The organism is Telluria sp. ZB4P37 (assembly GCF_059685855.1).
In genome coordinates, this window is record NZ_JCASID010000017.1 from 12032 (window position 1) to 37764 (window position 25733).

The following is a 25733-nucleotide window of genomic DNA, read 5'->3' on the forward strand; positions in this document are numbered from 1 at the left end:
GCAAGCCATTCAAGACAAGCAATGAACAAGTATTCGCACAAGTTTACCCTCGACGGCCATGCCGGCAAGATGCAGTGCATCCTCGATTTGCCGGAAGCACCGCCACGCGGCATCGCGCTGGTCGCGCACCCGCACCCGCTGTATGGCGGCACCATGGAAAACAAGGTGGCCCAGACCCTGGCGCGCACTTTCGTGACCCTGGGCTATGCCACCGCGCGCTTCAATTTCCGCGGCGTGGGCGAATCGGAAGGCGTACATGACGACGGCCGCGGCGAAGTGGACGACATGGACCTCATGTACAAGCACATGGTCGAACAATATCCCGGCCTGCCGGTGGCCCTGAGCGGCTTCTCGTTCGGCACCTTCGTGCAGGCCCAGTTCCAGCAGCGTCTGATCGCGGAAGGCCGCCCGGCCGAGCGCCTGGTGCTGGTCGGCACCGCGGCCGGCAAGTGGCCGATGCCGCCCGTGCCAGCGGACACCATCCTGATCCACGGCGAACTTGACGATACGATCACGCTGCAGGAAGTCTTCGACTGGGCGCGCCCGCTCGACATCCCGGTGACGGTCATTCCCGGGGCGGACCACTTCTTCCACCGCAAGCTCGGCCACATTAAAAATCTTGTCGTAGAAATGTGGCGGCGTGACATTTGACGCCCTCCCTGTGCAATAATTAGTCTCTTTTTCCGAGGCAATACTTGCAGTTGCCCGCGCTTTAGCACGCGTTACCATCTTTTTATTAACGAAACCATCCCATGAAAAAAATGTTCGCGGCCCTGGCCGCCAGCCTGCTGATGGCTTCGGCCAGCGCGCAGACCGTTCCGGCCCCGTCCATCGCAGCCAGATCGTGGCTGTTGCTCGATGCAACGAGCGGCCAGGTCATCGCGGCGCAGGACCAGAACGCCCGCATCGAACCGGCTTCGCTGACCAAAGTCATGACGGCCTATGTCACTTTCGGCGCCCTGCGCGACAAGAAGCTCGCCCTGAACACGATGGTCAACGTCTCGACCCGTGCCTGGAAAGTCGATGCCAGCAGCTCGAAGATGTTCATCGACCCGGCCACCCCGGTGTCGGTCGACGACCTGCTGCACGGCCTGATGATCCAGTCGGGTAACGACGCGGCGGTGGCGCTGGCCGAAGCAGTGGCCGGCGACGAAGGCACCTTCGTGACCCTGATGAACCGCGAAGCCGAGCGCCTGGGCATGAAGAACACCCGCTGGGCCAACCCGCACGGCCTGCCGGACGCGAACAACTACTCGACCGCGTACGACCTGTCGATCATGGCCGCGAGCGTGATCCGCGACTTCCCGCAGTACTACAAGATCGACTCGATCAAGCAGTTCACCTACAACAAGATCACCCAGCAGAACCGCAATCGCCTGCTGTGGCTGGACCCGACCGTGGACGGCATGAAGACGGGCCACACCGATACCTCGGGCTACAGCATGATCGCCTCGGCGCGCCGCCCGAACGGCAACGCCGGCCAGCGCCGCCTGATCTCGGTGGTGCTGGGCACCGCCTCGGATGCGGTGCGCACCCAGGAAAGCCAGAAGCTGCTGAACTGGGGCTTCCAGAACTTCGACACCGTCAAGCTCTACGCCAAGGGCCAGGCCGTGGCGACTCCGCCGGTGTGGAAGGGTGCGCAGTCGACCGTGAAGATCGGCTTCAACCGCGACGTGCTGGTGACCGTACCGAAGGGTGTGGCGGCGAAAATGAAGCCGGTCCTGGAACGCAAGGACCCGCTGATGGCGCCGCTGCCACGCAACGGCCAGGTCGGCACGCTGAAGATGACCGTCGACGGCAAGCCGCTGATCGCGCTGCCGGTGGTGGCGCTGGAAGAAGTGCCGGAAGCGAGCATCTTCGGACGCGCCTGGGATTCGATGCGCCTCTGGATGCAGTAATCCTTTACCACGCTTGTCCGAGAGCCCGTCCGTGCGCAAGCCGGGCGGGCTTTTTGTTTATCCCCGCGCGGCTATAATCGAATCATCGAACCCACAGGACTCACCATGACCCAGCAACACGCCGCCGACCTGCAGTGCCCGCGCATCAGCACGCGCGAAGGCGGCCCCGAGCTGTCGCGCATCGTGGCCGGCATGTGGCGCATGAACGAATGGGGCATGTCGCCCGACGCCCACCTGGCCTTCATCGAGCAATGCCTGGCGCTGGGCGTGACCACCTTCGACCACGCCGACATCTATGGCGACTATGGCGTCGAAACCACCTTTGGCAACGCCCTGCGCGCCCAGCCTTCGCTGCGCGACCGCATCGAACTGGTGAGCAAGTGCGGCATCAAGCTGGTGTCGCCCAAACGCCTGGAGCACGGCATCCAGCACTACGACACCACGGCCAGCCACATCATCGCCTCGGCCGAGGAATCGCTGCGCCAGCTGGGCACCGGCCACCTCGACCTGCTGCTGATCCACCGCCCCGATCCGCTGATGGACTTCGACGAGGTCGCGGAAGCCTTCGTGCGCCTGAAGGAGGCCGGCAAGGTGCTGCACTTCGGCGTGTCGAACTTCACGCGCCACCAGTTCGAATGCCTGAACCGGCGCGTGCCGCTGGCCACCAACCAGGTCGAGTTCTCGCCAATGGAAACCAGGCCGATGTTCGACGAGACCTTCGATGGCCTGCAGGACCTGCGCATCGCGCCGATGATCTGGTCGCCGCTGGCCGGCGGGCGCCTGTTTACCTCGAACGACGCCAATGCCGCCAACGTGCGCACCGTGATCGACGAGATCTCGGTCCGCATGGGCTGGCCCTTCGCCAGCGTGCTGTTCGCCTGGATCATGGCGCTGCCGAGCCGCCCGGTCCCGCTCACCGGTACGGGCCGCATCGAAGCGATCCGCGAAGCGGTGCTGGGCACCACCTTCACCCTGGAGCGCGACGACTGGTTCCGCATCCTGCGCGCCGCACGCGGGCACGACGTGGCGTGACCATGGCCGACGGCCAGCTCAAGATCGTCGAGGGCAGCGCCCTCACCGGGCAGCAGAAGAAGGATTTGCTCAACCGTCTGGCGCGCATCGAGGGCCAGCTGCGCGGCGTGCAGAAGCTCATCGCCCTGGCGGCGGCACCCTCGGACGTGGATGCGGTGGCCCAGCAGATGGCGGCGGCGCGCAAGGCGCTCGACCGCTCCTTCGTGCAGCTGCTGGCGGGGGCGATCCAGACCCAGGCGGGCAATGCTGCGGATGTCGAGGAGGCACGGGCCAGTGCTGCGCACCTGGCGGCGATGCTGGACCGGTTCGCGTAAAGACCTGACGCAGGATTAGCCATAGACCCGTAGGGTGGGCAGCATTACCGTGATTTGAACGCGCGGCCGGCAAAGCCGGCCACCCTACTCCTCGTACACCTTGGGCGGGGCGATACCACGCCAGCCCGTCCGCCATGCGATATTCAGCAACAGCGTCGCACAGATATACAGCAGGAAGAAGAGCACGAAGAAGCGCGTCTGCAGCACCGCCAGCAGCACCAGGCACACGGCCAGCAGCGCCAGCATGACCTTGCCGCGCGGGTGCTTCGAGCTCGGGAAGCGAATGGTCGACACCATCAGGGTGCCGACACCGACCATGAGCGCCATCAGGGCGAAGCACTGGCCCATCGTGGTGAGCGGATCGGGCCAGGCCACAACCACCGAGGCCACGCAGGCCGCGCCCGCGGTGATCGGCATGCCGACGAAATAGCGCGGATCGGTGCGGCCGGCGCTGATGTTGAAGCGCGCCAGGCGCAGCGCGCCGCAGGTCACGAAAATGAAGCAGGCCAGGCCGCCCATGCGCACCAGGGTCGGGTGCGCCATGTTCATCTGCGCAAAACCGTAGCAATACAGCAGCAGGCCCGGTGCGCAGCCGAAGTTCATGACGTCGGCGATCGAGTCGAGCTGCATGCCGAAGCTGGACTGGGTATTGGTGGCGCGCGCGACAAAGCCATCGAGCGCATCGAAGACGCCGGCCAGCACCAGCAGGATCGCCGCCAGGCGGTAGTCGTCGGGCGCGCCCACGTGTGCGTTGTCCACCGAGATGACGATGCTGCCGAAGCCGCAGGCAATCGAGAGCAGCGTCACGAAACTGGGCAGGGCAAACTTGGCACGCGCAAGGCGCTGCTGGTTGGATGGCTTCAATTGACTACTCGGCAAGGGGTTCGATGCCATATTCTACAGGCAGCGAAATAAGCTGGGCTCGCACAACGCAGGTCACAGGTGCTACCCCGGTTTTTGCTCTAGAATGTCGCTTCGTTTTCGCGTATTGACAGGAGTTGCAATATGAGCTATATGCCTCATCGTTCCCTTATCACCGCCATCCTTGCGGCCCTGAGCCTGGCCGCTTGCGGAGGCGGCGCCAGCGACAGTAGCAGCCCGGTTGCCGCGACGCCTGCCGCCATCGGCACGCCGGCCACCGGCACCGGAACGGGCGGCGGCACCGGCGGCCTCGTGGTCGACGCGGCGGCGCCGGTGCAGACCAACGACATCGCCATCGATGGCCGCAACTGGATCAACTACCGCCGCACCCAGGCCGGCGTACCGGCCGTGACGCCGAATGCGCAAATCAACAATGCGGCACTCGGCCACTCCGAATACCTGCGCACCAATAACGTGATGAGCCACGACCAGGTCGCGGGCCGGCCGGGCTTCACCGGCGCCACGCTGCGCGACCGCCTGAACGCGGCCGGCTACACCCTGCCCGCCACCGGCTACGCCTACGGCGAGGTCATCTCCGGCACCACCAACGGCAACGGTTTCTTCATGGCCGAAGAACTGATCACCGCGATCTACCACCGCTTCGTGATGTTCGAGCCGAAGTTCCGCGAGATCGGCACCGGCGCAGGCACCTCGTCGACCCGCTACAGCTATTTCACCGCCAATTTCGCCACCCGCGGCGGCTTCGGTCCCGGCATCGGCGCGACTGCGCTGGTCACCTGGCCGTTCAGCGGCCAGACGGCGGTGACGCCGAACTTCATGAGCGACAGCGAGGAGCCGGATCCGGTCGCCAACCTCAATGAAGTCGGCTACCCGATCAGCGTGCATGCCAACATCGACGCGCCGGTAACGATGCAGGCTTTCACCGTGCGTCCACGCGGCGGCGCCAACCTGCAGGTGCAGGTGGTGTACCCGTCGGGCGAGCGCACCGCGGTGGCGATTGTGCCGCTGGCGCCGCTCAAGGCCAATACCACCTACGAGGCCAGCTTCAGCGGCACGGTGAATGGCGCCCCGGTTACGCGCGACTGGTCGTTCACCACACGGTGAGCGCGCCTTCCGCTTCCGGCGAGGCCAGCGCCCTGGGCCTTCCCGACCCGGTATCCCCTGCCGCCCCCGGGCCGGCGCTGGACTACCGCGCCGGGCTCGAACGCATGATGGGCGACCAGGCGATGTACCAGCGCGTGCTCACGCGCTTCCACCTGGATTACCGCGACATGGCCGCGCGCCTGCGCGAGGCGCTCGGCGCCGGCGACCTGCCGCTCGCGCAGCGCATCGCGCATACGCTCAAGGGCGCGGCGGCGATGATCGAGGCGCGCCTGCTACGCCAGTTCGCGACGGACGTCGAGCACGCACTGCGCGCAGGCACCGGCGCCGACTCCCGGCTGCTCGCCTGCCTGGAACAGGAACTGGCGCGCGTGATGACGCAACTCGATACGCTACTGCAGCGTTCAGGGAAACCGGGAGAAGCGATGGAGCGGGAATCGGCCGATGGGCGAGTGAGCGGCGCGGACATGGCGCGCCTGTGCGGAATGCTCGACACCGGCGACAGCGCCGCGCAGGACTTCATCGAGGACCACGTGACGGGCCTCGCCGCCCGGCTGGGCGACGCGCGCATGGGGCAGTTGCAGGCGGCGATGGCTGCCTTCGATTTCGAAGGGGCGCTGCAGGTGCTGCGGCCCGGGGCCGGGCACTAGCCCCGCCCTGCTATGTTCAACGGGTGAACTCCGCTTCCTCGTCGAACGAGTCGGCGCAGGATTTGCCGCAGAACCGGCGTACGCTGTCGAGCGGTTTCTCGCAATACCAGCACGATCCCTTTGCAGGCAAGCTCAGTCGTGCCGGCATCGCCGTCGCCACCGAGGCAAGCGCTGGCTCGGTCGCCGGTCCGTTGTCCGGAAAACTTTCCTGTGTCGTTTCCACGATCCACCCCTTGCAACAGACTGAAGTTCAACCCAGATTACTTCAGCGGAACATCATGCCAATGAGAAACCTCAACCCCGGACCGCGGCGCGCAGGTGCCACGGCAGTCCAAGCCGTATCAGTGTGCGCCGAACGGGTTGGCTCTGCAATCGCGGGATGGTGGCTGCCGGCCGATGCGGCTTGGGTGCAACATTTCTCCAACGCCTGGCCTCGCAGTACGCGAAAATAATATCGCATTGCTAATCCGCTTGTAGATGCAAAAAGGTGGGCGTGGCGAATACGCTACTTCGCCGGCTCCAGCGTCACCAAAAGACCAGAGCGTGTGGTTTCGATGCGTGTCGGGATGAACTGGACGCCGGCATAGCGCAGGTCTTGCATGTCGAAGCTGTAGACGGGTATGTCGCGCACCACCGTGTCGATCAGGGTGTTGGCCGCGCGCGTAAGTTGGCGCTCCGCCTCCGGGTTGGCGCCGAGGACCAGCCGGTCGACGCGCGGCTCGGCCATCATCACGGCGGCGCGGCCCGGATCGACGTACAGGCGGCCCGAGAACGATAGGCTGCCGCTCCACGCATCGCTGGCGAACGGCGGCGACACGGAGGCTTCCAGCGCCAGCGCCACCCGGTCGGCTTCCGGCTGGAGCGAGAGCATCGGGCGCGACAGGCGGATGTCGAAGATCTGCATCAACCGGTTGTTGACCGGGAAGCGGCGCTCGAGGCCGGCCTGCAGCTTGTGCAGCGGGATTTCGACCGTGCGCGGGCCGGAGAGGCTGGCGCAGGAAGACAGCAGGCTTGCAGCAAGACACATACTCCACAGCCTTACATGTACAGCTCGGAACGTGTTTGCGTACGCCATCATGCTCTCGTCAAGTCTCTGGAATGGTAAGCGTAGCACGGGCTCATCCATCACCTCGAGACGATATTAAAGTGCAAAGTTGCTTGCTATACTCGAGTCATGACCGTGAACAATTTATCTCTTCCGTACACCAGTGACGGTTCAGATGTGCTGCGCAACAATGTCTATCCACGCCGCGTCACGCGACTTGCGGAACTTCTCAAGGAGGCCACAGGTCTTCGTCATCCCATCGCTTGCGCTGCCCGGTTACCAGAACTGGCCGCCGGGGAACTCGTTTTGCAACTGAGCCGATGCTTACCTGGACAGGCTGGCCCTACTGGTAGCGAAAGCATGCTCAGCCTGATCACTTCCCGATACAGAAGCGGCTGAAAATCACCCCCAGCAAATCGTCCGGCGTAAACTGGCCGGTGATGCTCGATAACTGCTCCTGCGCCAGCCGCAGTTCTTCTGCGAACAGGTCGAGCGACTGGTCGTCCTGCGCCGCATGCTGGCGCGCCATCTCCAGGTGCTCGCGCGCGGCGCGCAGCGCGATCAGGTGGCGTTCGCGCGCCAGGTAGAGCGATTCGCCCGTCTGCTGCCAGCCGGCGATGCGCAGCAGCTCGGTGCGCAGCAGGTCGATGCCCAGGTGCGCGTTGGCCGACAGGTACAAGTGCACGGCGTCTTCCGCCACATCGATCGAGGGCTTGTGGCCCGACAGGTCGATCTTGTTCCAGATGCGCACCACCGGCACGCCTTCGGGGAAGGCCGCGACGATGGCCTCGTCGGCCGCGCTCGGGCCGCGGCTAGCGTCCAGCAAGTGCAGGATCACGTCGGCCTTGCCGACTTCGCCCCAGGTGCGCTCGATGCCGATGCGCTCGACCACGTCGATGTCATCATTGGTGCGGATGCCGGCGGTGTCGATGATGTTGAGCGGAATGCCTTCGATCTGGATGGTTTCCGTGACCTTGTCGCGGGTGGTGCCCGCGATCGGCGTGACGATGGCAACGTCGGCGCCGGCCAGCGCATTGAGCAGCGAGGATTTGCCCACGTTCGGCTGGCCGACCAGCACCACGTTCAGGCCTTCGCGCAGCAGCGCGCCTTGCGCCGCCTGGCGGAACACGTTTTCCAGCGATTCGACGATGGTGGCCAGCTGGCCGCGCGCATTCGATTTTTCGAGGAAGTCGATTTCTTCTTCCGGGAAGTCGAGGGTCGCTTCGACCAGCATGCGCAGATTTGTGGTCTGGTCCACCAGCTTGTGCACCACCTGCGAGAACGCACCCGACAGCGACTGAGACGCCGATTTCGCCGCCGCTTCGGTGGAAGCGTCGATCAGGTCGGCCACCGCTTCGGCCTGGGCCAGGTCGAGCTTATCGTTCAGAAAAGCGCGGCGGGTGAATTCGCCGGGTTCGGCCAGGCGCAGGCCGAGCGCAGCACCCGCTTCGAGCACGCGCGCGAGCAGCATCTGCAGCACGACCGGGCCGCCGTGGCCCTGCAGCTCGAGCACGTCCTCGCCGGTGTAGGAATGCGGCCCCTTGAAGTGCAAAGCCAGGCCCTGGTCGATCACGTCGCCGTTGGCGGCCTTGAAGGGGATGTAGGTGGCGTGGCGGGGACTGAGCTTCACGCCGGGGAACAGGGCGTCGATCAGGGCGGCCAGCGATTTACCAGAGGCGCGCACGACGCCGATGCCGCCGCGGCCGGGGGCGGTGGCGATGGCGGCGATGGGGGAGGTGTCGAGTTTCATGGGGGGATTGTAAGGGATACGTGGTGCAAGGGGGCGGTGGTGGAACGCGACGAAATTGGGTCCTCGCGCAGGGGGGGACCCAATTTCGCACCGCAGCCACCGCATAAAAAAAGCCCGCGCATCAGCGCGGGCTTTCCATGAAAGCGAACCGCTTACTTCGCAGGCGCGTTCTCGAACTTCTTGGTAATCACCCACTGCTGCGCGATCGACAGGATGTTGTTGACCACCCAGTACAGCACCAGTCCCGACGGGAAGAAGAAGAAGATCACCGAGAATGCCAGCGGCATGAACAGCATCATCTTGGCTTGCACCGGATCGGTCGGCTGCGGGTTCAGCTTGGTGGTGATGAACATCGACACCGCGTAGATGACCGGCAGGATGTACAGCGGGTCAGGCTGGGTCAGGTCGGTGATCCAGAGGATCCACGGCGCGCCGCGCATTTCGACCGACGACTGCAGCACCCAGTACAGGGCGAAGAACACCGGCATCTGCACCAGGATCGGCAGGCAGCCGCCCAGCGGATTGATCTTCTCGGTCTTGTACAGCTCCATGGTGGCCTGCTGCATCTTCTGCGGGTCGGCCTTGTAGCGTTCGCGGATCGCCTGCATCTTCGGGGTCACCACGCGCATCTTCGCCATGCTGCGGTAGCCGGCGGCCGACAGCGGGAAGAAGGCCAGCTTGATCAGCACTGTCAGGGCGACGATGGTCCAGCCCCAGTTACCCAGCAGCGAATGCAGGTGGTCCATCACCCAGAAGATCGGCTTGGCGATGATGGTCAGCACGCCGTAGTCCTTGACCAGTTCCAGGCCAGGGGCGATGGTTTCCAGGGTCTTCTCGTCCTGCGGGCCCGAATACAGGCGGCTGTCAGTCGAGACGGTGGCGCCCGGTGCGACGGTGCCCAGTGGCTGGACGGTGCCGATCGCATACAGGTTGGTGGCGATCTTCTTGGTGAAGATGTCGCGCGCCGCCTTGTCGGCCGGGATGAAGGCCGAGACGAAGAAGTGCTGCGAGATCGCGACCCAGCCGTTGTTCGACTTGGTCGAGTGCTCGGCCTTGTTCTTCTCGAGGTCTTCGAAGCTCAGCTTCTGGTACTTGTCTTCAGCGGTGTACAGGGTCGGGCCGGTATAGCTCGACATGAACCAGGAATCGTTGGCCGGCTTGTTGCCGTCGTGCTGCAGCTGCAGGTAGAGCGACGGCTGTACCGGCGCGGTCGACAGGTTGGTCACGTCATGGCGCACGCCGATGGTGTAGTCGCCCTTGCGGAAGGTGAAGGTCTTGGTCAGGCGCACACCGCCCTGCTCCGCATCCATCACCAGCTGCACGGTGCCGTTGGCGTCCAGGGTACGCACGCCCGGACGGGCCACGAACGGGGTCTGATGGTTCGGCAGCACGCCGGCGGCGCTGGTGCCGATCAAGCCGGTCTGGCCCAGGTAGGTGTTCGGGCCACCCACGTTGAACAGCACCTTGTTGCGGGTCTTGTCGGTGTCGTCGGCGAACTTCAGCAGCTCGAGGCGCTTGATGACGCCGCCGAGGGTGTCGATGTCGACCTTTACCACGTCGGTGGTGATGGTGATGCGCTGGGTCGATGGTGCAACCGGCGCTGCGGGAATAGCGCCCGGCGCACCAGGGACGGCGGCGCTGCCCGCGGCGGCGGCGGCCGGCACGTCATTCGGCTTGGCTTGCTGCTGGGCGACCTGTGCGGCCGGAGGGGCTGCCGAGAACAGCGACTGCTTGCCGTTGGACACCATCCAGTTGTTCCACAGAACAATCAGGGAAATGGCGAACACGATCCACAGGACGGTACGTTTATTAAGTTCCATTTGGGTCTAGTCAGGAGTGGTTACAACCGCGAGCGGCTGGTGGGGAATGCTTTTGCTGGTCCTGCGCCGGCGGCACGAGATCGACACCGCCTTCATGCCACGGATGGCAGCGGCACACACGGCGCGCGGCCAGAAGCGAACCGCGTGCGGCGCCATGGACGCGCAGCGCTTCGATCGCATAATTGGAGCAGGTCGGGTAGAAACGGCATTTCTGCCCGAGCATCGGGGACAGCAGCAGCTGGTAGCCGCGAAGGAGGCAGACCAGCAGGGCTTTCATGGCGATGACAGTGCCGGGTTGATACGGCGCGGGCGCTGGGAGGCAAACAGGCGTGCGAGTTCGACCCGCAGCTCGGCCTTCAGGGCGCCGGTGGTGGCCGGTCCGGCCTTGGTATTGACCGGGCGCGCCAGGCGCACGATGCAATCGACGGCCTGCAGTTCGCTGGTGCGGAACAGTTCGCGCGTGATGCGCTTGATCGTATTGCGGGTGACGGCGCGCGGCGCAAAGCGTTTGGCCGCAACGACGCCCAGCCGCGCATGCGGCAGCGTGTTGGGACGGGTGTACAGCACGAAATGCGCGGATTTTTGCGCCGGCCGCAAACGAAAAACGGATGAAAACTCATCCGTTTTAACGATACGCCGAACGCGCGCGAAGTCGTGCGAACCTTCGCCTGTCATGTCGACCGCGTCGATCTGTCAGCCAGGAGGCTTAGACAGCCAGGCGCTTGCGGCCTTTGGCGCGGCGAGCGTTCAGGACTGCACGGCCACCACGGGTAGCCATACGTGCGCGGAAGCCGTGCGTGCGCTTGCGACGGACGACGGAAGGTTGGTAAGTACGTTTCATGGTGGTCTCGCTTAAAGCAAAAGAAAGTGCAAAATCGGGTCTGACATCGTGTCAGGATTCGTCGCCAATGACAGTTCGCAGTTGTTAAGCCAGCGTCACGCCACAGCAGATACTCATTTTCGCCCGGGCCGCTTTAGGCTGAAGTGCATGCTGACGGAATCAACTTGACAGGGCGCACGGACGGGGAACCCTGAATTAGACATTATTTTCGGTCCAACTGTCAAGGAAGCTGTTGTTTCTGATGAGTTTTTGCCCTGCCCTGCCGCGCGCGCCGCAGTGCCCATAAAACAGCGGCCCCGGTTGAAAATAGTGGGCGCAACCTGTGGATAACTTCGGCCGAGACAGGTAAAATAGCGTGTTACGTATCAATAAGCGAAGTATGGAAAATTTTTGGCAGTCCTGTTCGACGCAACTGGAACTCGAGCTGACGCCGCAGCAATACAGTGCGTGGATCAAATCACTGGTCGTCATCGATTACGAGGACGGCAAGCTGCGCATTGGCGCGCCGAACCGCTTCAAGCTCGACTGGGTCAAGACCCAGTTCGCCAAGCGCATCACCGAGCTCGCCTGCCAGTATTGGGAAGCGCCGGTGGAGGTGCAGTTCGTGCTCGATCCGAAGACCAACCCGCCGCGTAAGCCAATCGCTCCTGGCTCGTCCGAAGTGCCTGCCTCCAACGGTGGCAACGGCGGCGGCATGGTGCGCTCGATCGACCAGACGGGCATGGGCAACAGCAGCCAGGGCAACGTCAATATCGCCAACTCGCCCAAGCGCGAGCAGAGCCGGATCAACACCGACCTGACCTTTGACAGCTTCGTGACCGGTAAGGCCAACCAGCTGGCACGCGCCGCTGCGATCCAGGTGGCCAACAACCCGGGCGTGTCGTATAACCCGCTGTTCTTCTACGGCGGCGTCGGCCTGGGTAAGACCCACCTGATCCATGCGATCGGCAACCAGGTCATGGCCGACAACCCGAACGCGCGCATCCGCTACATCCACGCCGAGCAGTACGTGCGCGACGTCGTCACCGCCTACCAGCGCAAGGGCTTCGACGACTTCAAGCATTACTACCACTCGCTCGACATGCTGCTGATCGACGATATCCAGTTCTTTGGCGGGAAGAGCCGCACGCAGGAAGAATTCTTCTATGCGTTCGAGGCCCTGATCGCCGCCAAGAAGCAGATCATCATCACTTCGGATACCTATCCGAAGGAAATCACCGGCATGGACGACCGCCTGATCTCGCGCTTCGATTCCGGCCTGACGGTGGCGATCGAGCCGCCGGAGCTGGAAATGCGCGTGGCGATTTTACTGAAAAAAGCGCAATCCGAAGACGTGACCCTGTCCGACGACGTGGCCTTCTTCGTGGCCAAGCACCTGCGCTCGAACGTGCGCGAGCTCGAAGGCGCGCTGCGCAAGATCCTGGCCTACTCGCGCTTCCATGGCAAGGACATCACCATCGACGTGGTGAAGGAAGCCCTCAAGGATCTGCTGTCGGTGCAGAACCGCCAGATCTCGGTGGAGAACATCCAGAAGACGGTCGCGGACTTCTTCAACATCAAGGTCGCGGACATGTATTCCAAGCGGCGCCCGGCGAACATCGCCAGGCCGCGCCAGATCGCGATGTACCTGGCCAAGGAACTGACGCAAAAGAGCCTGCCGGAAATTGGCGAGCTGTTCGGCGGCCGCGACCACACCACCGTGCTGCATGCGGTGCGCAAGATCGCGGCGGACCGCCAGAAGAATGCCGAGTGCAACCATGAGCTGCACGTGCTGGAGCAGACCCTGAAGGGGTAATGGAAATATCGGTCGCGGCGCTGGATTTGCCCGCGCTCCTCCGTAGGGTGGGCGCACAACAGGCCACTGGCCTGTCGTGCCTGCCCACCCTACGAGAAACAGGCCAATCCAGCTATGCGGAGAAGTTTGTATTCTCCCCCAGCAATTGGCAGAATAGTGCACTAGTAATAATTACACCTGATAAATCAACTGAGGATATCTATGCAACTGGTCAAAACCACCCGAGACACGCTTCTCCGGCCACTGCAGATCGTGAGCGGTATTGTCGAGCGTCGGCACACTATGCCGATTCTGGCCAATATCCTCATCCGCAAGGACGGCGAGAGCGTCTCGTTCCTCTCCACCGACACCGAAGTGCAGATCACCACGCTGGCCAATATCGGCTCGGGCGATGACGTGACCGGCACCACGGTGGCCGCGCGCAAGCTGCTCGACATCCTGCGCGCGCTGCCGGAGTCGGGCGACGTCACCATGACGCTGCAGAACAAGCGCCTGGCCGTCCAGAGCGGCAAGTCGCGCTTCGCACTGCAGACCCTGGCCGCGGAAGAATTCCCGACCGTGTCGGTCGCCGACAGCTACAACGCCTCGGTCACCCTGCCGCAGAAGACGCTCAAGCACCTGTTCAACATGGTGCACTTCTCGATGGCCCAGCAGGACATCCGCTACTACCTGAACGGCCTGCTGCTGGTGCTGGACGGCCAAAACATCATTGCGGTCGCCACCGACGGCCACCGCCTGGCCTTCTGCCAGGTCGCGACCGAGCAAAGCTTCGAGCGCCAGGAAGTGATCATCCCGCGCAAGACCATCATCGAGCTGCAGCGCCTGCTCGAAGAAAGCGACGAAACCGTCCGCCTGGACATCGCGGCCTCGCAGGTGAAGCTGACCTTCGCCGACATCGAGCTGGTCTCGAAGCTGGTTGAGGGCAAGTTCCCTGACTACACCCGGGTGATCCCGAAGGGCTACAAGAACGACTTCACGATCAGCCGCGACGAACTGCTGCGTTCGCTGCAGCGCGCCGCGATCATGACCAGCGACAAGTTCAAGGGCGTGCGCTGCATCATCGAGCCGGGCGTCATGAAGATCAGCTCGACCAATGCCGACCAGGAAGAAGCGGTCGAAGAACTCGAGATCGACTACGGCGGCGATTCGATCGACATCGGTTTCAACGTTACCTACCTGCTCGACGTGCTGAACAACCTGAAGTGCGACCAGGTGAACATCGCCCTGGGCGATTCGAACTCGTCGGCGCTGATCTCGATTCCCGAGAATGGCGACTTCAAGTATGTCGTCATGCCGATGCGGATTTGAGCAAGACAAAGAGTACGGTCGGCCGAGAAGAATAGTTAGCCCGTCGTTCCCGCGCAGGCGGGAATGACGGTTCGGGAGTTGGTGGCTCACGTTAAAGCAGCGTGCCGCCAAATCAGCTCTCGAATCACCCGTTATATAGAGAAAGCAGTCCATGTCCGAGAACACCCAAGCACAAACGTCCCCCGCTCCTCCAGCGGATGAATACGGCGCCGCCTCGATCCAGATCCTGGAAGGTCTGGAAGCGGTTCGCAAGCGTCCGGGCATGTACATTGGCGATACCTCGGACGGCACTGGCCTGCACCACCTGGTGTTCGAGGTGCTCGACAACTCGATCGACGAATCGCTGGCCGGCCACTGTACCGAAATCCACGTGACCATCCACGCGGACAATTCGATTTCGATCACCGACAACGGCCGCGGCATCCCGACTGGCGTCAAGATGGACGACAAGCACGAGCCGAAGCGTTCGGCGACCGAGATCGCCCTGACGGAATTGCACGCCGGCGGCAAGTTCAACCAGAACTCCTACAAGGTGTCGGGCGGCCTGCACGGCGTCGGCGTGTCGTGCGTGAACGCGCTGTCGAAGCTGCTGCGCGTGACCGTTCGCCAAAAAGGCAAGGTGCACCAGATGGAATTCGTGCGCGGCGTCCCGCAGGACCGCCTGATCGAAATCGTCGACGGCTTCGAAACCTCTCCGATGAAGGTCATCGGCGAAACCGACAAGCGCGGCACCGAAGTGCACTTCTGGGCCGACGAGGAAATCTTCACCCACGTCGAGTTCCACTACGAGATCCTGTCGAAGCGCATCCGCGAGCTGTCGTTCCTGAACAATGGCGTGAATATCCGCTTGAGCGACCACCGCAACGGCAAGGAAGAAATCTTCGCCTTCGAAGGCGGCACCCGCGGCTTCGTGGAATACATCAACAAGACCAAGACCGTGCTGCACCCGACCGTGTTCCAGGCCACGGGCGACCGCATGTCGGACCAGAACACGAACATCTCGGTGGACGTGTCGATGCAGTGGAACGACGCCTACAACGAGCAGGTGCTGTGCTTCACGAACAACATCCCGCAGCGCGACGGCGGCACCCACCTGACTGGCCTGCGCGCGGCGATGACCCGCGTGATCAACAAGTACATCGACGAGCACGATTTCGCCAAGAAAGCGAAGGTCGAGATCTCGGGCGACGACATGCGCGAAGGCCTGACCTGCGTGCTGTCGGTGAAAGTGCCGGAGCCGAAGTTCTCGTCGCAGACCAAGGACAAGCTGGTGTCGTCGGAAGTGCGCGGCCCGGTGGAAGAAATCGTCGCCAAGACGCTGACCGACTTCCTGGCCGAGAAGCCGAACGACGCCAAGATCATCTGCGGCAAGATCGTGGAAGCGGCCCGTGCCCGCGAAGCGGCGCGCAAGGCGCGCGACCTGACCCGCCGCAAGGGCATCATGGACGGCCTGGGCCTGTCGTCGAAACTGGCCGACTGCCAGGAACGCGATCCCGCGCTGGCCGAACTGTACATCGTCGAGGGTGACTCGGCAGGCGGCTCGGCCAAGCAGGGCCGCGACCGCAAGTTCCAGGCCATCCTGCCGCTGCGCGGCAAGGTGCTGAACGTGGAAAAGGCGCGCTTCGAAAAGATGCTGTCGTCGGAGCAGATCACGACCCTGATCGCCACGCTGGGCACCAGCATCGGCCCGGACGAGTTCAACGTCGACAAGCTGCGCTACCACCGCATCATCATCATGACCGATGCGGACGTCGACGGCGCCCACATCCGCACCCTGCTGCTGACGCTGTTCTACCGCCAGATGCCGCAGCTGGTGGAACGCGGCCACATCTACATTGCGCAGCCGCCGCTGTACAAGGTGAAGGCCGGCCGCGACGAGCGCTACCTGAAGGACGATGTCGAGGAAGCCAGCTACATGATGACGGTGGCGCTGAATGCCGCCTCGCTGATCCCGCGCGAAGGCGCCGACCCGATCACCGGCGACGCCCTGGGCGAGCTGGTGAAGCAGTACAACCTGGCCAACGCCATCATGATGCGCCTGACCCGCGTGATCGACCGCGCGGCGCTGACCGCCATCATGAGCGGCGTGACGCTGCAGATGGACACGCTGGAGAATTCAAGCGCCTCGGCGCAAACCATGGAAGCGGCGATCAACGATCCGGCGGTGAAAGTGGTCGTGCGTTCGGACGAACTGAACGACAAGCACTCGCTGCGCATCGAGCGCATGCGCCACGGTAACGTGCAGGTGACCTCGATCGACGCCGACTTCGTGCTGAGCAACGACTACGCGGTGCTGGCCAATGCGGCCGCCACCTTCCAGGGCCTGATGGGCGAAGGCGCCATCATGCGCCGCGGCGAAGGCGAGAAGATGAAGGAATTCGCCGTGCGCGAATTCCACGAAGCGATGATCTGGCTGCGCGAAGAAGCCGAGCGCGGCGTGAGCAAGCAGCGCTACAAGGGTCTGGGCGAGATGAATCCGGAGCAGCTGTGGGAAACCACGATGGACCCGACCGTGCGCCGCCTGCTGCGTGTGCAGATCGAGGATGCGATTGCGGCGGACCAGATCTTCACCACCTTGATGGGTGATGAAGTCGAGCCGCGCAGGAACTTCATCGAGAGCAATGCACTGCGGGCGGGGAATATCGACGTCTGATGGTGCCAGCCGGCGCCGGCATCCCGGCACTGGCTGCACCAGCTGCTTCGATCGTTCCTGCTTGCCCGCCGACGTCAAGAACGGCGGGATCTCCGCGCCTGGCAAAGGGTTGTCAATGTGAGTGCTGCGTTCTTCACCCGGCCCGACCCCAGGCGAATGAGCGCCGCGTTGGTGCTCTCCCTGCTCGTCCACGTGCTGCTGCTGAGCATGACCCTGGGTGGCCAGGCTGTCGGACTGCCTGGCCTTCAGTTTCCCTGGAAAGAACGGCGCCTCGGTGCGAATGATTTGCAGGTGTTGCTGGAGCCGGGGAGGCCTGCTGCTTCAACACCGGCCGCTGTGCCGCCGGCAGCAATGACCGATACGGCGCCTGTCGATGTTTCCAAGCCTGCTGCGGCAAGCACGCCTCTGCCCAAGGCCGTTCTACCTCCCGTCATCAAGCAAAGCGAAGCCACTGGCGTTTCGTTCGCCCCCCCTCCCTTCGAACCTGCCCCCTTGCCAGCGCCCGCACCGGCGCCTGCAAGCATTCCTGCAGTCGTTCAGGCGCCTGCCGCTGCGGCAATCGTTCCACCTGATGTGAAGCTGCCGATTGCAGCGGACGCGCCGCCCGTGCGTGCGCCCGCCAGACCGGATAGCGTCGCGCCGAAGCAGATCGAACAGGAAGCGCGAGAACAGGCGCTTGCGCAGGCCAGGCTCGAGCAGGAAAGGCAGAATGCGCAACAGCTGCGGCAGGCGGAACTGGCGGCAGAAACGCAGCGTGAAGCGGCGCGTCAGGAGCAACGACGACTTGATGCCGCGCGTGCTGAGCAAAGCGTCACGAACGAGGCCACGCGCATCGAGGCCGAACGCCAGGAGCTTGCACGGCAGCGGCAAGAACAGGCGAAGCAGGAGGCCGCGCGGCTGGAGCAAGCGCGGCTCGAAGCGGCGGCACGCCAGGATGCCCTGCAGCAGGAATCGGCACGACAAGAACGCGCAAGGCAGGCGCAGGTGCAGCGTGAGCGCGCAGAGCAGGAAGTGCAGCAGGCCTTGGCGCGGCAGCAGGCCGGTAAGGACCAGGAGGCACGTCAGGTCCAGGCCAAGCAGGACCAAGCGCAGCGGGAAAAGGCCGAGCAGGAGGCAAAGCGCGAAGAACGGCTACGGGCAATTGGCAACCAGCTCAAGCAGGAAGCGGCCCAGCGGGACAGGACAGTCAGCAGCCTGCGCCGCGGCTGGCTGTTCGGCCGCGCCGACGCGAATGCCGATCTGGTTCTCTACGCGGAAGCCATTCGCCGCAAGATCGAACTGAACATGACCTTCGATATGGTGCGCGACACGGTGAAACAGCCGCATACCCAACCGATCGTGACGATGGCGATCCGCGCCGATGGCTCGGTGGAGAAAGTAACCTTCGTCGTCTCCAGCGGCGTGCCTGCGATCGATGAAGCGATACGCAAGGTCGTGGCCAGCCAGGCTCCTTATGGCGCATTCCCGCCTGCGCTGGCGCGGCAGTATGACGTGATCGAAATTCGCCGGACATGGGTGTTCGACACGGCGATTCGGCTGCAGTGAGGACGCAAGCTGCGAAGCCACCTCACCAGCTGCTGCTTGGCGGAGGCGACTCGATGCCCTCTTCGAACTCGTTCAAACGTTTCATAACGGCTTGATTCTTGGCGTACTTGCGCTTCAACTGAACGAGTTTCTTGTCAGTGCCTTTACAGAGCTTGCCGATCTCGCGTTCGATTTCCTTCATTCGCTGCTCGTCCGGCAGGTCCGGGATCTCTCCCCGGAAGTGGTCACAGCCTTCACGCTGCTCCACGTAGTTGGCAACATCTACAGGAAAGCGGGCTTCTGCTGCCATTGCTGGAGCGATACCGAAGCAAAGTACTGCGACTACTGCCTTCCGCATTGCGTGCATTTCATGGAGCGGCTCCGAGATTTTGATTGCTGGTAAGGCGCTCAGTCCTGCTCAGGTATCGACTGAACGACCAGGAACTGGTACGACATCGCACCGAGGAAGGCAATGCCGGCGCCGGTCAATAAGGCCGGAACAAAGGACCAGACCTGCGCGATATAGCCCGTCAAGATCGGCGCCAGCGCTCCGCCAATAAAGCCACCGAAATTCTGGATCGCGCCAAGTGACCCAATGCGGCTGCGCGGCGCCACGACAGTCACGAGCGACCAGGAGCAGGCCGACGCGGCGTTGGCGAGGAAGATGACGATCGAGATGCAGGCGATGGCAACGGTATTGCTCTCGACCAGCGCCGCCGGAATCGTGAACGCCACCATGCCCAGCATCGACGCCACCACTGCCCTCCGGCGGCCAGCCAATGGCGAGGCCGAAAGCCGGGCAACGCGGTCGGAAGCCCAGCCAGCCACCAAGGCGCCGGCAAAGCCGCATGCGAAGGGAATCGAGGCCGCGATCCCGGCGTAGGCGATGTCCATATGGCGCTCGGTCCGCAGATAGCCTGGCAGCCAGGTCAGGTAGACCCAATTCAAATAGACCGACCCGGAAAAGCCGAACAGCATGCCCCAAGTTGCTCGGTGCCGGAACAGCGCGCGCCAGGATGCGAAAGTCGTTTCGGGCGTCGGCTCCGACTTCTGGCCCGCGTCGAGGTAGGCGATCTCATCCGCAGACAGCTGCTCGCGAACCGGATCGCGATATAAGGCGACCCAAATAACTGCCGCTACCAGGCCCATCGCACCAGTCACGAAGAACGCCCAATGCCAGCTGGTTGCCGCGATCAACGGTGCCAACAGCAACGGCGCGAGCGCAACGCCGAGCGGCGAGGCCGAGTTGTAGATGCCCGTCGGCGTTCCGCGCGCACGGATTGGAAACCAGTTGCTGACGACCCGCGCCGCTGCCGGGAACTGCGGCGCCTCGCCGATACCGAGCACAATGCGAGCGATGACGAACCAGCCGAAGGTCGAGACGAGGCCGCCTGCAGCCTGCGCCAGCGACCACACGACCAGGCCCATGCCGAGCAGCCAGCGCGGTCCTATCTTGTCGACCAGCGCGCCTACCGGCAGCTGGCAGAGCGCATAGCTCCAGGAAAACGCCGACAGCAACAAGCCCATCTGGCCGAGCGAGAGGTCGAGGTCTGCGCGGATGTATTCGTTGGCGACGGCTAGCGTGGCGCGGTCTAGGTAGTTGATGACGCCAGTAACGACCAACAGCACGAGGGCTAGGGTTTGGCGACGGCGGATTCGGGGAGGAGTGTCTCCATAAGCGGGAATAGCGTTCATTCCGGAATGCTATCAAATGACCGTTGATATAGGGAAAGATATTCTGCTGGTGTTGGATTGCGTATCGCGAGTGCTGGATGACGAGGCCATCAGGCAACGCCAATTATCGTTGAGAAGATATTGAACAAAGACTAGACTGGTTGGACACGAACTCAAAACAACCCATGTGCATTAGTCGCATTCGCGGATGGCCGGCGCCCCGGTGCCGTCCACTGCTCCGGGCGTCATGCCAAAGCGCTCGAACTTGTCGATCTCGCCGTCGCTCGTGGTGCCGATGCCGACCACGGCATCGATCAGCGCCGTAGTGGGCAGGTTGATGACGCATTCGCGGCTTTGCCGGATCAGTTCGAAGCTGTCGTTGCATGCAGAGATCACGCAGTCCACGAGCGAGGGCGAGAATTCCATCACGGTGTGCCAGCCCATCGTCATGATGTTGCGCTCGCCCTTCGAGGCCGAGCTGACCAGCACGATCGGGCCCGGCTCGAGGTAGCGGCGGATCTTTTCCAGCGGAATAGCGTCCTTCCTGTAAGCAGGTGCCAAGCGCCCTCCATGCTGTGTTCAATTCCTTTTTGCAAGCCGGGTTTTGATGACTACGTTGTTATAGTAGGACCTCCCAGCAACCAGCCGGAGCACGCTTCCATGCGACTTCTTCGCCAGGCCGCCATCACGATCGGAGGGATCTTGCTATCTACAACCGCAATCGCGGCGCCCGAGCAGCAGGCCGCCGCGTTCATGGGCATCTATTCGTCGCACTGCCTCAAGTACCTGCACGACCTCGACGGCCTGCGCAAGCAGCTGAAGGCCTTGCCGCAGCTACCTAGTGAGAAGGCGGCGATGTTCCTGCAGGGTGCGAAGGGTGGCGCCTGGGTCATGCCGAGCCAGCATGGGCAGTTTGTGCTGGTGGTCCACGCCGACCAGAATCTGTGCGCGCTGTACGCGAAGACGGTGCCGGCCACGGCTGCGCAGCAACTATTTGAAAAGGTGGTGGGCAAGGCGCCGGCGCCTTTCCACAGCAAGCGCAAGCGCAGTACCTCGGAGCAAGGGCCGGACGGGGTCAAGCAGACCGTCGCCTATGAGTGGAGCACCGACAAGTCCGAACGCAAGCCGCTGTTTGCGCTGACCACGACCACCAGCAAATCGAGCGTGGCGCAGGGCGTGGCGACGGCCGCTATCGGCCACTGAGCCTGCAGGTGTTGGCGCGCCGGTTCAGGGCAGCTTGATCTTGATGACGGCATTCCCGGTGGTGGCATACAGGTTGCCCTTGCCGTCGTTGGTGATGCCGCGGATGTTCGGCAGGCTGCCGGGCAATGCGCCGGTTGCCAGCGTGCTGGCCTTCAGGGTGCCGGCAACTGTCGTCACGACGCCGGCAGGGGTGATTTTGCGTACCAGGTTGTTGATGTTGTCCGCGGCGTACACGTTGCCCTGCGGGTCGACGGTCAGCGCCACCACGTCTTCGAAGCGGGCCGCCGCACCCGTGCCATCGGCAAAGCCGCGCTGATCTGGCGAACCGGCGAGCCGTGCCAGGGTATTGGAGCCGCTGGTCTTGCTGATCATCCGGTCCAGGGTCAGCACATAGACGTTGTTGCCGGCGTCGACCGCCACCCCGCGCTGCACGAAGGTCCTGGTGCCGGACACGTTCAGGACCTGCGTGCCTTCCAGCACCACGGTCGCGCCATTCGGTGCGACGCGGCGCGTGCTGTGGCCATTGGTCACGATGAGATCGCCTCTCGAATCGACGGCAATGCCGCCGATGTCGAGCAAGGGGGCACTGCGGCTGTCCACGTTGATCCCGACCGGGATCTCCAGCACGGTGTCGACCTGGCTGGCCGTGCCCACCCTGCGCACCAGGCGGTTGTCGCCTACATATAGCACGTTGCCGGGGCCAATGGCGATCGCCAGGGGATTGGTAAAGCGTGCGCTGCCGCCGACGCCGTTGATGAATTCGCTGTTTCCTGCGGAGCCGGCCAGCGTCGTGACGATGCCTGCAGGCGTGATCTTGCGGATCGTGAAATTGCCCCGGTCTGACACATACAGGTTGCCTGCGGAATCGATGGTGATGCCGTGCGGCGCGTTGAAGCGCGCGGTGGCGCCGGTGGCATCCCTGCTGCCGGAGGCCGTCGCGTCGCCGGCGACGAGCGTGATGGCTGCGGGCGGCGGTGGCGGAGGGGTGTCGTCGTCAGGTTTGTCCTTGGGCGGATGGTCGCCGCAGGCCGCCAGCAGCACCATCAATGCCGATGCACCCAGTAACTTGATGCGCCTGCGTCCAGCGTTTGCCACGGCCTGCTGCTTCATCTGTTCGTCTCCCGGATTCGATGAACAAAATGCTAGCACGCCTCGGCCGGCTCGATACTTGATTCTTCATGGCGCCTGCATAAACTCGGGTTTCCTGACTGCCCAGGGCGATTTTGCGCCATCCGGCCGGCCTGTCGAGCGAACTGATGTAATTCAATAGCATTTTTTTTGGCACAGGCGCCCTACCCGGCGCCGGCCGTCCAAACCATGCGACCAGGGCTGTGCGCGCTGCTCGACGCGCCGGCGCGGGACAAAGCCATATCCATGCCGTCATCGTCGTGCGCCATGGCGCGACGGTGGCCGAGCGCTACTACACGGGCAGCGACCGTTCGATCTGGTCGCAATGGGCGCGCCCCGTCAGGTTCAACGCCGCCACGGGGCGAGCGGGCGCCGGGCAACGGCGCTGTTTCGCGCGCTGGCCGCCGCCGCCGTGCGCTGATCAATCGGTGAAGGCCGCCGAATCCATCCGGTCCAGCATCTGCACCGACGCCCGCTCGCTCATCACCAGCACCAGTTTCAGGCGCGCGCGCGTCATGCCCACGAAGAGTTTACGCAGGGTGAGTTCGTCCATCTCTTCGAAGTCGATCTCGGTAAAGATCAGCGCCGGCGCCGACTGGCCTTTGAAACGGTAGACCGATTCGGCCAGCAGCCCACCTTCGCGGAATACCGGGTTGCCGAACAGGTCGTATTCGCCGGTGAAGGAACGCAGCGTATGCGCGTCGCTCAGTTTGTCGAGCTTGAGGATGGCCGATTTTTCGCGCCCGCGGAAGGAGCAGATGGCGATGTCCTGGCGCCCGAAGCCCGCCGCCAGGCAGGAGGTGACCGCGCGCCGGGTCGCGGCCAGCATGGCATCGAGATCGCCTTCGGGGTAAGTCATTTCTTCGATGTCGGCGCCCTTGAACGGGCTGCCCGCCTCCACCGGCTGGCTGACGGCGCCGATCGAGGTGAGCATCTGCACGATCTGGCGCGGGCTGCGGTAGTTGGTGTTCGAGTGCAGCACCACCCAGCCAGGGAGCGGCACCGTCGCCTTGCCGTACAGGTTCTGGTCCGGGTCTTCCAGCCAGATGGCGCGGCCGTTTTCCTTCAGCATACGCAGCACGATGTCGTGCCACATGGTGGAGAAATCCTGGCCCTCGTCGATGATGACGACGTCGTACTGCCAGGTCTCGGGCAGGTCGGCCGCCACCAGGGCCGCTTCGATCTCGGTCCAGACGTCGGGCGAGGCGTAGTCGGGCGTCTTGCCCTGGGCGCGCAGCCAGGCGTCGCACAGCTCGTGGAAGTTGGCGACGCGCCCGCCAGCTGGCACCAAACGCTGGATGTGGTCGGCCAGCGGCCGGTTGAAGCAGACGTAGAGCGGGCGCAGGCCGGCGTCGAGCGCGCCGGTGTATTCGGCCAGGGCCAGCTGGGTCTTGCCGCTGCCGGCGGTGCCCATTACGCGAAGGCGGAAGGGCGAGAATTCGAGCCGGCGCGCCCAGGTGGCCAGGCCGCCCGACAGGCGCGTGACCATCTGTGTGGCGCAGCCGATCATCGAACTCGGGTCGGGCCGCAGGCTCAGGGTGTCGCCAAGGTAGCGGGCGACCTTGTCGAATTCTTCGGTGCGCGGCGTGATCGGCAGGATTTCGCGGATGGCCGCGCCCAGCTTGCCCTTGTTGGTGGCGTCGATGATGTGGCTGGGGTCGATGCCGGCCTGCTGCGGGTCGCGCACGATGTAGTCGGGGCAGTACAGCAGGTAGTCGATCGACAGCTGGCCCTGGTAGCGCTTCGAGAAGCCTTCGATGCTGTGCAGGATCTGCTGGCGGATCTTGCGCGGCTTGCCCTGGTAGTTTTTCACCAGGCCATCGGCCGATTCGTTCAGGAAGCCGGCGATCTGCTCGATGAGCAGGACCCTGCCGTTGGGGGCGACGATGATGAAATCGATGTCGCCATAGGCCGAAAAGCCGTGCTCGACATTGGTCCAGTGGACGCCGTGGTAGATCTCGTAGGGGGTATCCGACAGCCGCTTGTCGAGGAGGGTGAGCGTTTCGATCTCACGTGCGGCAGAACCGGTGACGGACATTTCGCGCCAGCCGGCAGGATGGATATGGGCCATGGATCGTCCGGGAGTTGTCGTTTTGTGAACACATTGTAAGGCTGTTCACGCCACGCAACCGCACTATTGGCCGGGAGGCCGGGACAATCCGCCGGTCCGTCCTGGAAAGGACAGGACCGGCGCCTGCTGGATCAGCGGCGGCGCGGTGCCGGGCGCTGTCCGCCGCCGGTCGAAGGACCGCGGGTTTCAATGTGGCGGAACACGATACGGCCCTTGTTCAGGTCGTACGGCGACAGCTCGAGCGTCACACGGTCACCCGCCAGGATGCGGATGTGGTTCTTCTTCATGCGGCCCGAGGTATAAGCGATCAGCTTGTGGCCGTTGTCGAGGTCGACGCGGAAACGCATTTCCGGCAGGATTTCGGACACGAGGCCGTTCATTTCAATCAGTTCTTCTTTTGCCATGCTGGTTCTCCTAAAGCGTGCGTTACGGCCCGGGCGGCGCGCGGGTTCGTTGTAGTTCGGTCGCACCGCCAGACATGTCACGAAGGCGGCGATTGGTGCTGGCCTGACCGGGAGCCAGGGCTGGAAACGGAAGCGCGCAACCTGGGAAGGTGCGGAGGCTTGGGCGGTGGCGTATCGCAGTGCGGTGTCGCAGTGTGCTGGTACGTGACCGGGTTGGTGCCGGGAAGCGCTGCTGCTTCATCGACAGGGAAAGCACAGTATACCAGTAAACATCGTGCGGTGCAGAAAGAGGGGTTGATCGAGGCCTTGGCGTGGGCATATTTTCGGGTCGCCCGCGTTTTGTTACCCCGTAGCGTGGGCAAGAAACTTGTCCACGCTACGAGGATGTGGCTGGGCCGAATGTGTGGTTTACCGCAGCGCACAATTTTTTGCTTGACACGCCCTTCTCTCGTCTTTTACATTCAACGACATGTCCTTTCACCTGCATCTGTCGACTTCCCTACCTGCCGCCGGCGCGCTAGCGCTGGCCGCCCTGCTACTACGCGCGTAAATCACGCCGTAGGTCCCGGCCCAGGCCGGCCAAGCAAGCAGCACGTAGTCCAGGAAAGTTCGACCCGATGTCCAAGATTCCTTCTCCAGC

The 25733-nt window shown here is 63.6% G+C and carries 25 protein-coding genes; 11 read left to right on the plus strand and 14 right to left on the minus strand.

The genetic code is table 11. The annotated features are described in order from the left end of the window. Window positions 1-21: 21 nt before the first annotated feature. The 4 genes from AC56K1_RS20320 (at window position 22) to AC56K1_RS20335 (ending at window position 3244) form a co-directional block, all read left to right on the plus strand. A complete protein-coding gene (locus tag AC56K1_RS20320) occupies window positions 22-651 on the plus strand; it encodes an alpha/beta hydrolase (RefSeq protein WP_497159604.1) in 630 nt (209 codons plus the stop codon). A gap of 101 nt (window positions 652-752) precedes the next feature. Continuing rightward, window positions 753-1898: a D-alanyl-D-alanine carboxypeptidase family protein gene (locus tag AC56K1_RS20325; RefSeq protein ID WP_497159605.1), complete on the plus strand. Its 1146-nt coding sequence runs from the start codon at window positions 753-755 to the stop codon at window positions 1896-1898. 105 nt (window positions 1899-2003) lie between these two features. Further along, complete coding sequence (locus AC56K1_RS20330; RefSeq protein WP_497159606.1) at window positions 2004-2930, plus strand: aldo/keto reductase; 927 nt, start codon at window positions 2004-2006, stop codon at window positions 2928-2930. A 2-nt stretch (window positions 2931-2932) separates the two neighbouring features. Then, window positions 2933-3244, plus strand: coding sequence for a metal-sensitive transcriptional regulator (locus AC56K1_RS20335; RefSeq protein ID WP_497159673.1), 312 nt, complete (start codon window positions 2933-2935; stop codon window positions 3242-3244). A gap of 84 nt (window positions 3245-3328) precedes the next feature. Here AC56K1_RS20335 and pssA read toward each other — a convergent pair whose 3' ends face one another. Then, entirely contained in the window at window positions 3329-4108 is a 780-nt protein-coding gene (pssA, locus tag AC56K1_RS20340) for a CDP-diacylglycerol--serine O-phosphatidyltransferase (RefSeq protein WP_497159607.1), read from the minus strand. A 141-nt stretch (window positions 4109-4249) separates the two neighbouring features. Here pssA and AC56K1_RS20345 point away from each other — a divergent pair, with 141 nt between their 5' ends. Together AC56K1_RS20345 and AC56K1_RS20350 are read left to right on the plus strand one after the other, a co-directional pair. Then, entirely contained in the window at window positions 4250-5230 is a 981-nt protein-coding gene (locus AC56K1_RS20345; RefSeq protein ID WP_497159608.1) for a CAP domain-containing protein, read from the plus strand. Further along, a complete protein-coding gene (locus tag AC56K1_RS20350) occupies window positions 5227-5877 on the plus strand; it encodes an Hpt domain-containing protein (RefSeq protein ID WP_497159609.1) in 651 nt (216 codons plus the stop codon). The genes AC56K1_RS20345 and AC56K1_RS20350 overlap by 4 nt, the downstream gene beginning before the upstream one ends. A gap of 16 nt (window positions 5878-5893) precedes the next feature. Here the strand turns inward: AC56K1_RS20350 and AC56K1_RS20355 are convergent, their stop codons facing one another. From AC56K1_RS20355 to rpmH, 7 genes are all read right to left on the minus strand, one after another. Next, window positions 5894-6100, minus strand: coding sequence for a hypothetical protein (locus AC56K1_RS20355; protein WP_497159610.1), 207 nt, complete (start codon window positions 6098-6100; stop codon window positions 5894-5896). A 282-nt stretch (window positions 6101-6382) separates the two neighbouring features. Next, window positions 6383-6904: a DUF1439 domain-containing protein gene (locus tag AC56K1_RS20360; protein WP_497159611.1), complete on the minus strand. Its 522-nt coding sequence runs from the start codon at window positions 6902-6904 to the stop codon at window positions 6383-6385. Window positions 6905-7295: 391 nt separating this feature from the next. Then, a complete protein-coding gene (gene mnmE, locus AC56K1_RS20365; RefSeq protein WP_497159612.1) occupies window positions 7296-8672 on the minus strand; it encodes a tRNA uridine-5-carboxymethylaminomethyl(34) synthesis GTPase MnmE in 1377 nt (458 codons plus the stop codon). A gap of 152 nt (window positions 8673-8824) precedes the next feature. After that, a complete protein-coding gene (gene yidC / locus AC56K1_RS20370; RefSeq protein ID WP_497159613.1) occupies window positions 8825-10492 on the minus strand; it encodes a membrane protein insertase YidC in 1668 nt (555 codons plus the stop codon). Between the two features lie 10 nt (window positions 10493-10502). Continuing rightward, window positions 10503-10769: a membrane protein insertion efficiency factor YidD gene (gene yidD / locus AC56K1_RS20375; RefSeq protein WP_497159614.1), complete on the minus strand. Its 267-nt coding sequence runs from the start codon at window positions 10767-10769 to the stop codon at window positions 10503-10505. Then, window positions 10766-11167, minus strand: a complete 402-nt coding sequence (gene rnpA / locus AC56K1_RS20380; RefSeq protein WP_497159615.1) for a ribonuclease P protein component — start codon at window positions 11165-11167, stop codon at window positions 10766-10768. Before rnpA ends, yidD begins: the two co-directional genes overlap by 4 nt. Before the next feature lie 31 nt (window positions 11168-11198). Next, a complete protein-coding gene (rpmH, locus tag AC56K1_RS20385; RefSeq protein ID WP_057289000.1) occupies window positions 11199-11333 on the minus strand; it encodes a 50S ribosomal protein L34 in 135 nt (44 codons plus the stop codon). Between the two features lie 379 nt (window positions 11334-11712). On the opposite strand from rpmH, the gene dnaA reads away from it, so the two are divergent. From dnaA to AC56K1_RS20405, 4 genes are all read left to right on the plus strand, one after another. Next, on the plus strand, window positions 11713-13128 hold the full coding sequence (gene dnaA / locus AC56K1_RS20390; protein WP_497159616.1) for a chromosomal replication initiator protein DnaA: 1416 nt from the start codon (window positions 11713-11715) through the stop codon (window positions 13126-13128). A 201-nt stretch (window positions 13129-13329) separates the two neighbouring features. Then, window positions 13330-14436, plus strand: a complete 1107-nt coding sequence (dnaN, locus tag AC56K1_RS20395) for a DNA polymerase III subunit beta (RefSeq protein WP_488579245.1) — start codon at window positions 13330-13332, stop codon at window positions 14434-14436. A gap of 151 nt (window positions 14437-14587) precedes the next feature. After that, a complete protein-coding gene (gene gyrB, locus AC56K1_RS20400; RefSeq protein WP_497159617.1) occupies window positions 14588-17089 on the plus strand; it encodes a DNA topoisomerase (ATP-hydrolyzing) subunit B in 2502 nt (833 codons plus the stop codon). A gap of 156 nt (window positions 17090-17245) precedes the next feature. Beyond that, window positions 17246-18634, plus strand: coding sequence for a TonB C-terminal domain-containing protein (locus AC56K1_RS20405; RefSeq protein WP_497159618.1), 1389 nt, complete (start codon window positions 17246-17248; stop codon window positions 18632-18634). A 22-nt stretch (window positions 18635-18656) separates the two neighbouring features. Here the strand turns inward: AC56K1_RS20405 and AC56K1_RS20410 are convergent, their stop codons facing one another. The 3 genes from AC56K1_RS20410 to AC56K1_RS20420 form a co-directional block, all read right to left on the minus strand. Further along, entirely contained in the window at window positions 18657-18923 is a 267-nt protein-coding gene (locus AC56K1_RS20410; RefSeq protein ID WP_497159619.1) for a hypothetical protein, read from the minus strand. A 98-nt stretch (window positions 18924-19021) separates the two neighbouring features. Further along, complete coding sequence (locus AC56K1_RS20415; protein ID WP_497159620.1) at window positions 19022-20308, minus strand: MFS transporter; 1287 nt, start codon at window positions 20306-20308, stop codon at window positions 19022-19024. Window positions 20309-20479: 171 nt separating this feature from the next. Further along, window positions 20480-20848, minus strand: a complete 369-nt coding sequence (locus AC56K1_RS20420; RefSeq protein ID WP_497159621.1) for a flavin reductase family protein — start codon at window positions 20846-20848, stop codon at window positions 20480-20482. A gap of 141 nt (window positions 20849-20989) precedes the next feature. Here AC56K1_RS20420 and AC56K1_RS20425 point away from each other — a divergent pair, with 141 nt between their 5' ends. Beyond that, window positions 20990-21490 (plus strand): NMCC_0638 family (lipo)protein, encoded by a 501-nt coding sequence (locus AC56K1_RS20425; protein WP_497159622.1) that lies wholly within the window; start codon window positions 20990-20992, stop codon window positions 21488-21490. 24 nt (window positions 21491-21514) lie between these two features. Here AC56K1_RS20425 and AC56K1_RS20430 read toward each other — a convergent pair whose 3' ends face one another. From AC56K1_RS20430 to infA, 3 genes are all read right to left on the minus strand, one after another. After that, window positions 21515-22600: an NHL repeat-containing protein gene (locus AC56K1_RS20430; protein ID WP_497159623.1), complete on the minus strand. Its 1086-nt coding sequence runs from the start codon at window positions 22598-22600 to the stop codon at window positions 21515-21517. Between the two features lie 439 nt (window positions 22601-23039). Further along, window positions 23040-24689 carry an ATP-binding domain-containing protein gene (locus AC56K1_RS20435; protein ID WP_497159624.1) on the minus strand — a complete coding sequence of 550 codons (1650 nt, stop codon included), beginning with the start codon at window positions 24687-24689 and terminating at the stop codon, window positions 23040-23042. Between the two features lie 131 nt (window positions 24690-24820). Further along, window positions 24821-25093, minus strand: a complete 273-nt coding sequence (gene infA, locus AC56K1_RS20440; protein WP_171088499.1) for a translation initiation factor IF-1 — start codon at window positions 25091-25093, stop codon at window positions 24821-24823. Window positions 25094-25733: the final 640 nt, after the last annotated feature.